Consider the following 6,145-nt stretch of genomic DNA (forward strand, 5'->3'; position numbering starts at 1 on the left):
TTTCACATGGGATCGCTCACTCGCTGGGCCCGCGCCGAGTGGGGACCGCTGTACGGCACCGTGCGCGGGCCCCTGCTCGGACCGCGCCCCTGGGCGATGCCGATGACCACCGCGGCGGTGCTGCTGACCGCGCTGCTCCAGTTCGCGCAGAACCGGCCCTGGGGCTTCCGGCTGGTGCAGAGCCTCGGCGCGGTCCGGGCCGAGGACCCCCTGTGGCTGAGCCTGCTGCGCACCCCCCTGTCGCTGTTCGTGCCCGCCCTCGACCTGCCGGTGTGGGGTGCGCTGGCACAGATCCTGCTGGTGTTCGGGATCGCCGAGCGGTGCCTGGGCTGGTGGCGCACGCTCGTCATCGCCTATCTCGCCACGCTCGCCGGGACGCTGTACGCGCGCCTCGGCATCACCCTCGGCGCGCACGCCCCGTTCGGGCTGCCGTGGACGGACGCGCAGGTGGTGGACACCGGACCGTCGGCCGCCGTGGTGGGTCTCGCGGTGTTCGTGGCCTGGCGGCACGGCGCGTACGCCACGACGGGCGCGGTGACCGTGGCGATGGTCGCGGAGGTGCTCCTCAAGGAGAACCTGGCGGGCAAGGAGCATCTGGCCGCACTGATGGCGGTGGGCTCGCTGTGTCTGGCGGTGGCGGTACGGCACCGCCCCTGCCGGCTGCTTCAGCGGCGGCCGCCGGGCAGCCGGGCCGGGTCCGGGTCGGGCCTGCCGCCGATCCAGTCCTGAACGGCGCGGCTGCGCGGGGTCCAGCGGCGGTCGTGGCGGTAGGCGCGCAGGGTGGCCCGGGCGCGGGCGCGGGGGCGGCGGCCGTAGAAGCGGCGGGCCCAGAAGGAGTCGGGGCGGGCCAGGCGGAGCGCGCCGACCAGCGCGACCAGCGGCACGATCGCGCCGAACACCGCGGTGCGGGTCTTGCCCTTGCTCAGGGCGACCAGGGAGAGCACGAAGTTGGCGGCGATGTTGGCGATGACGGTGCCGCGGTCGGCGACTTCCTCCTGGGTCAGGTCGTTGACGCCGAACGGCGCGAACCCGGCGAGCAGCAGCCCCACCAGGGCGGCGGTGAGCACCACGGCCTCGACGCTCTGCCGGCCCTCCTCGGTCCAGTAGACGTCCTGCAGATGCAGGATCAGCGCGAACTCGTCCAGGACCAGGCCCGCGCCGATCCCGAACACCACGGCGGCCAGTGCCCCGCCGGTGCCGTGCCGGTCGCTGGCGACCGCGCCGAAGCCGCCGACGACGGTGAGCACGACCCCGGGGACGACATGGTGGATGTGCAGCCCGCCCGCGCTGACATTGCGGAACGGGCCCTTGCCCGCCCGGATCAGACGGGTGATCACCCGGGTGACGGCGAACGTCAGCACGAAGGCGGTGAGGGCGAGCAGCAGCGGAAGCTTGCCCGGCTCGACGATGTTCCGCACCCACCAGTGCCCCATGTGCGCACTTTATCCCCGGCGCCCGCCCGACGGCGGGCCCCGGGCCGCCGGGTAACCTGCGCCGATGCGCGCGTCCTCGCCCCTCGACGGTCTCCGGTTCGCCTTCGGCACGCTCACCGTGCTGCCCGTACGGGTGCACCGCTGGGACCGCGGGGCCGCGCGCGGGGGCATGCTCGCCGCCGCCCTGGTGGGCCTGGTCGCCGGCGCCCTCTCGGTCGCCCTCGCGCTGCTCCTGCTCCTGCTGGGCGCGGGGCCGCCGCTCGCCGCCGTCGGCTCGGTCGCCGTACCCGCCGTCCTCACCCGCGGACTGCATCTGGACGGGCTCGCCGACACCGCGGACGGACTGGGCAGCGGCAAACCGGCCGAGGAGGCGCTGCGCGTCATGAAGCGGTCGGACATCGGCCCGTTCGGGGTGCTCACCCTGGTCCTGGCGCTGCTGGCCCAGGTGGCGGTGCTGGCGCAGTCGTACGACGACTCGTGGGCGCGCGGCGCCGCGGCGGCGGTGACCTCCGCGGTGACCGCCCGGCTCGCGCTCACCCTGGCCGCCCGCACCGGGGTGCCGGCCGCGCGGCCGCCCCCCAGATTGTGACTGGGCTCGGGGCGGCCGTGGCCGGGGTGGTGCCGGTGCCGGGCGCGCTCGCGCTCATCGTGCTGGGCGCCGCGGGCGCGGCCGCCTGGGGAGCCGAGTTCGGCCCGTACGGCGCCCTGCGCGCCGCGGCCGCCGTGCTGTTCGCGCTCGCCACCGCCGAACTCCTGCTGCGGCGCTGTGTGCGCCGCTTCGGCGGGGTGACCGGGGACGTGTTCGGCGCGCTCGCGGAGACGGCCGCGACGGCGTCCCTCGTGGTGCTGGCCTTTGGACCCTGACGGAGCGGTCCGCAACTTCCTCGCGCGAGGGGGTACTTGACCATGAAAGGAAAGGTCACGGGGCCTGGCCCGGCGGGCGGTGGAGACCGCCGCGCCACGTGCGGGTGAACACCGGGGGCGTGAGCGCGGGGAGGCACGCGCGTACTCTCGTCCCGGGTGTTCGCCTACACGGCGGGGACCCCGGTTGCCACCTGCCCCCGGACCTGGACCTAGGGTCGGCTGTCGGGCCCGGTCGACCCACCCCAAGCAACTTCACACCGGAAGCGAGAATTCACCACCGTGACTGCTCTGACTCTCAGCACCGCCGCGGCGCCCGGCCTGCGGGCCGACGCGATCGTGATCGGTGTCGCCAAGGGCGCCAAGGGACCCGTCGTCGCGCCGGGCGCCGAGGCCGTGGACAAGGCGTACGACGGCAGCCTGGCCGGCGTCCTGGAGACCCTCGGCGCCTCGGGCGCGGAGGGCGAGCTGACGAAGCTGCCCGCCCCGGCGGGCTTCAAGGCCCCGCTCGTGGTGGCGGTGGGCCTGGGCGCGGAGCCGGACGCCAAGGACGCCGAGGCCGGTTTCGACGCCGAGGCGCTGCGCAAGGCCGCGGGTACGGCGGCGCGGGCGCTCACCGGCGTCAAGAAGGCCGCGCTCGCGCTGCCCGTGGACGGCCCCGGTGCCCTGGAGGCGATCGGCGAGGGCGTGCTCCTCGGCGCGTACTCCTTCGACTCCTACAAGGAGGGCAACGGCAAGGGGAAGGGCGCCCGCGCGAAGAAGGGCAAGGCCCCGCTGGGCGAGGCCGTGCTGCTCGGCGGCAAGCCGCGCGACGCCGCCCACAAGGGTGCCCTCGCCCGCGCCCTCGCGGTCGGCGAGGAGCTGAACCGCGCCCGTGACCTGGTCAACCTCCCGCCGAACGACCTCACCCCGGAGAGCTTCGCGGGCATCGTGCAGGCCGCGGCCAAGGAGCACGGCCTCAAGGTGCAGGTGCTCGACGAGAAGGCGCTGACCAAGGGCGGCTACGGCGGCATCCTCGGCGTCGGCGGCGGCTCGGCGGCGGCCCCGCGCCTGGTCAAGATCGCGTACACGCATCCGAAGGCCGAGCGGAGCCTCGCCTTCGTCGGCAAGGGCATCACCTACGACTCGGGCGGCATCTCGCTGAAGCCGGCCGGTCACAACGAGACGATGAAGTGCGACATGGCGGGTGCCGCGGCGGTGTTCGCGGCCGTCGTCGCCGCGGCCCGGCTCGGCCTCCAGGCGAACGTCACCGGCTGGCTGGCGCTGGCCGAGAACATGCCGTCCGGCTCGGCGGTGCGCCCGGGTGACGTGCTGCGCATGTACAGCGGCAAGACGGTGGAGGTGCTCAACACCGACGCCGAGGGCCGGCTGGTGCTCGGCGACGCGCTGTGGGCGGCGTCGCTGGAGGAGCCGGACGCGATCGTGGACGTCGCGACGCTGACCGGCGCGATGATGGTGGCGCTGGGCAGCCGGACGATGGGCGTCATCGCCAACGACGACGCGTTCCGCACCTCGGTGTACGAGGCGGCGGAGGAGATGGGCGAGCCGGCGTGGCCGATGCCGATGCCGGAGCACCTGACCAAGGGCCTGGAGTCCCAGGTCGCCGACATGACCAACGTCGGCGAGCGCTGGGGCGGCGGGCTGCTGGCCGGTCTCTTCCTGCGCGAGTTCGTGGGCGACGGCATCACCTGGGCACACCTCGACATCGCGGGCCCGGCCTTCAACGAGGGCGCGCCCTTCGGGTACACGCCGAAGGGCGGCACCGGCACGGCGGTGCGGACGCTGGTCCGTCTCGTCGAGCTGACCGCCTCGGGTGAGCTGGGCTGACACCCGCCCGACAGCTCGGGCCGCACGGTCCGTATCGCGTCCGCAGGGGCGTGGGGAGCCGCTCACGCGGTTCCGCACGCCCCTGCGGCGCGCTCGCGGCGCTCGCAGTGGGACGTCTCACACACCAGCCCGGCGTCTCGTCCGCCTCCAACAAGTGCAAAGATGGAGCCCGGCAGGACAGGGCCCCCACCGAAGGGCCGAAGCATCAAGCGGCCGGACACCAGCCGCCCGCCGGTCATCGGAGATCGGCGCAAGGCGCACATGCATGGAGGACGTGACGTGGCGAACGACGCCAGCACCGTTTTCGACCTAGTGATCCTCGGCGGTGGTAGCGGTGGTTACGCCGCGGCCCTGCGCGGGGCGCAGCTGGGCCTGGACGTCGCCCTGATCGAGAAGGACAAGGTCGGCGGCACCTGCCTGCACCGGGGCTGCATCCCCACCAAGGCCCTGCTGCACGCGGGCGAGATCGCCGACCAGGCCCGCGAGAGCGAGCAGTTCGGCGTCAAGGCCACCTTCGAGGGCATCGACGTCCCGGCCGTCCACAAGTACAAGGACGGCGTGATCGCCGGTCTGTACAAGGGCCTCCAGGGTCTGATCGCGTCCCGCAAGGTGACGTACATCGAGGGCGAGGGCCGGCTGTCCTCCCCCACCTCCGTCGATGTGAACGGCCAGCGTGTCCAGGGCCGCCACGTCCTGCTGGCGACCGGCTCCGTGCCGAAGTCGCTGCCGGGCCTGGAGATCGACGGCAACCGGATCATCTCCTCCGACCACGCCCTCGTCCTGGACCGCGTGCCCCAGTCCGCGATCATCCTGGGCGGCGGTGTCATCGGCGTCGAGTTCGCCTCCGCGTGGAAGTCCTTCGGCTCCGACGTGACCGTGATCGAGGGCCTCAAGCACCTCGTGCCGGTCGAGGACGAGAACTCCTCGAAGCTTCTTGAGCGCGCGTTCCGCAAGCGCGGCATCAAGTTCAACCTCGGCACCTTCTTCCAGAAGGCCGAGTACACCCAGGACGGCGTCAAGGTCACCCTCGCCGACGGCAAGGAGTTCGAGGCCGAGGTCCTCCTCGTCGCCGTCGGCCGCGGCCCGGTCTCCCAGGGCCTCGGCTACGAGGAGCAGGGTGTCGCCATGGACCGTGGCTACGTCCTGGTCGACGAGTACATGCGGACCAACGTCCCGACCATCTCCGCCGTCGGCGACCTGGTCCCGACTCTCCAGCTCGCGCACGTCGGCTTCGCCGAGGGCATCCTGGTGGCGGAGCGTCTGGCCGGTCTGAAGACCGTCCCGATCGACTACGACGGTGTCCCGCGGGTGACGTACTGCCACCCCGAGGTCGCCTCCGTCGGCATCACCGAGGCCAAGGCCAAGGAGATCTACGGTGCGGACAAGGTCGTCGCTCTGAAGTACAACCTGGCGGGCAACGGCAAGAGCAAGATCCTGAACACCGCGGGCGAAATCAAGCTCGTCCAGGTGAAGGACGGTGCCGTGGTCGGCGTCCACATGGTCGGCGACCGCATGGGCGAGCAGGTCGGCGAGGCCCAGCTGATCTACAACTGGGAGGCGCTGCCGGCCGAGGTGGCCCAGCTCATCCACGCCCACCCGACGCAGAACGAGGCGATGGGCGAGGCCCACCTGGCCCTGGCCGGCAAGCCGCTGCACTCCCACGACTGAGCCCTCGGTCACGGGCGCGACGACACAGACTTCCGCAATTCGTAAGGAGCAACCGAAACCATGGCGGTTTCCGTAACCCTTCCGGCGCTCGGTGAGAGCGTCACCGAGGGCACCGTCACCCGCTGGCTGAAAGCCGAGGGTGAACGCGTCGAGGCCGACGAGCCGCTGCTCGAGGTCTCGACCGACAAGGTCGACACCGAGATCCCCTCGCCCGTCTCCGGCGTGCTGGCGTCCATCAAGGTCGCCGAGGACGAGACCGTCGAGGTCGGCGCCGAGCTGGCCCTGATCGACGACGGCAGCGGCGCCCCCGCCGCCGCCCCGGCCCCGGCCGCCGCCGAGGCCCCCGCCGAGGCTCC

5 protein-coding genes and 1 pseudogene are annotated in these 6,145 nt (G+C 73.0%); 5 read left to right on the forward strand and 1 reads right to left on the reverse strand.

Translation table 11 applies throughout. The annotated features are described in order from the left end of the window. The first annotated feature begins 6 nt into the window (after nucleotides 1-6). Nucleotides 7-729 carry a hypothetical protein gene (locus ACLF5H_RS19390; protein ID WP_421677265.1) on the forward strand — a complete coding sequence of 241 codons (723 nt, stop codon included), beginning with the start codon at nucleotides 7-9 and terminating at the stop codon, nucleotides 727-729. On the opposite strand, the gene ACLF5H_RS19395 is transcribed toward ACLF5H_RS19390, so the two are convergent. Further along, nucleotides 666-1,433: a hypothetical protein gene (locus tag ACLF5H_RS19395; RefSeq protein WP_421677266.1), complete on the reverse strand. Its 768-nt coding sequence runs from the start codon at nucleotides 1,431-1,433 to the stop codon at nucleotides 666-668. The two genes, ACLF5H_RS19390 and ACLF5H_RS19395, sit on opposite strands and share 64 nt — an antisense overlap. A 64-nt stretch (nucleotides 1,434-1,497) precedes the next feature. Between ACLF5H_RS19395 and ACLF5H_RS19400 the strand changes: the two are divergent. The 4 genes and pseudogenes from ACLF5H_RS19400 to ACLF5H_RS19415 form a co-directional block, all read left to right on the forward strand. Next, a pseudogene (locus tag ACLF5H_RS19400) lies at nucleotides 1,498-2,297 on the forward strand (adenosylcobinamide-GDP ribazoletransferase). A gap of 279 nt (nucleotides 2,298-2,576) precedes the next feature. After that, on the forward strand, nucleotides 2,577-4,121 hold the full coding sequence (locus ACLF5H_RS19405; RefSeq protein ID WP_421677267.1) for a leucyl aminopeptidase: 1,545 nt from the start codon (nucleotides 2,577-2,579) through the stop codon (nucleotides 4,119-4,121). A 279-nt stretch (nucleotides 4,122-4,400) separates the two neighbouring features. Beyond that, a complete protein-coding gene (gene lpdA / locus ACLF5H_RS19410) occupies nucleotides 4,401-5,789 on the forward strand; it encodes a dihydrolipoyl dehydrogenase (RefSeq protein ID WP_421677268.1) in 1,389 nt (462 codons plus the stop codon). 60 nt (nucleotides 5,790-5,849) lie between these two features. Then, on the forward strand, nucleotides 5,850-6,145 hold a 296-nt coding region (locus tag ACLF5H_RS19415; protein ID WP_421677269.1), incomplete at its 3' end, for a biotin/lipoyl-containing protein.

It is taken from the genome of Streptomyces sp. LaBMicrA B280 (assembly GCF_049222185.1).
Classification (GTDB): Bacteria; Actinomycetota; Actinomycetes; order Streptomycetales; family Streptomycetaceae; genus Streptomyces; species Streptomyces murinus.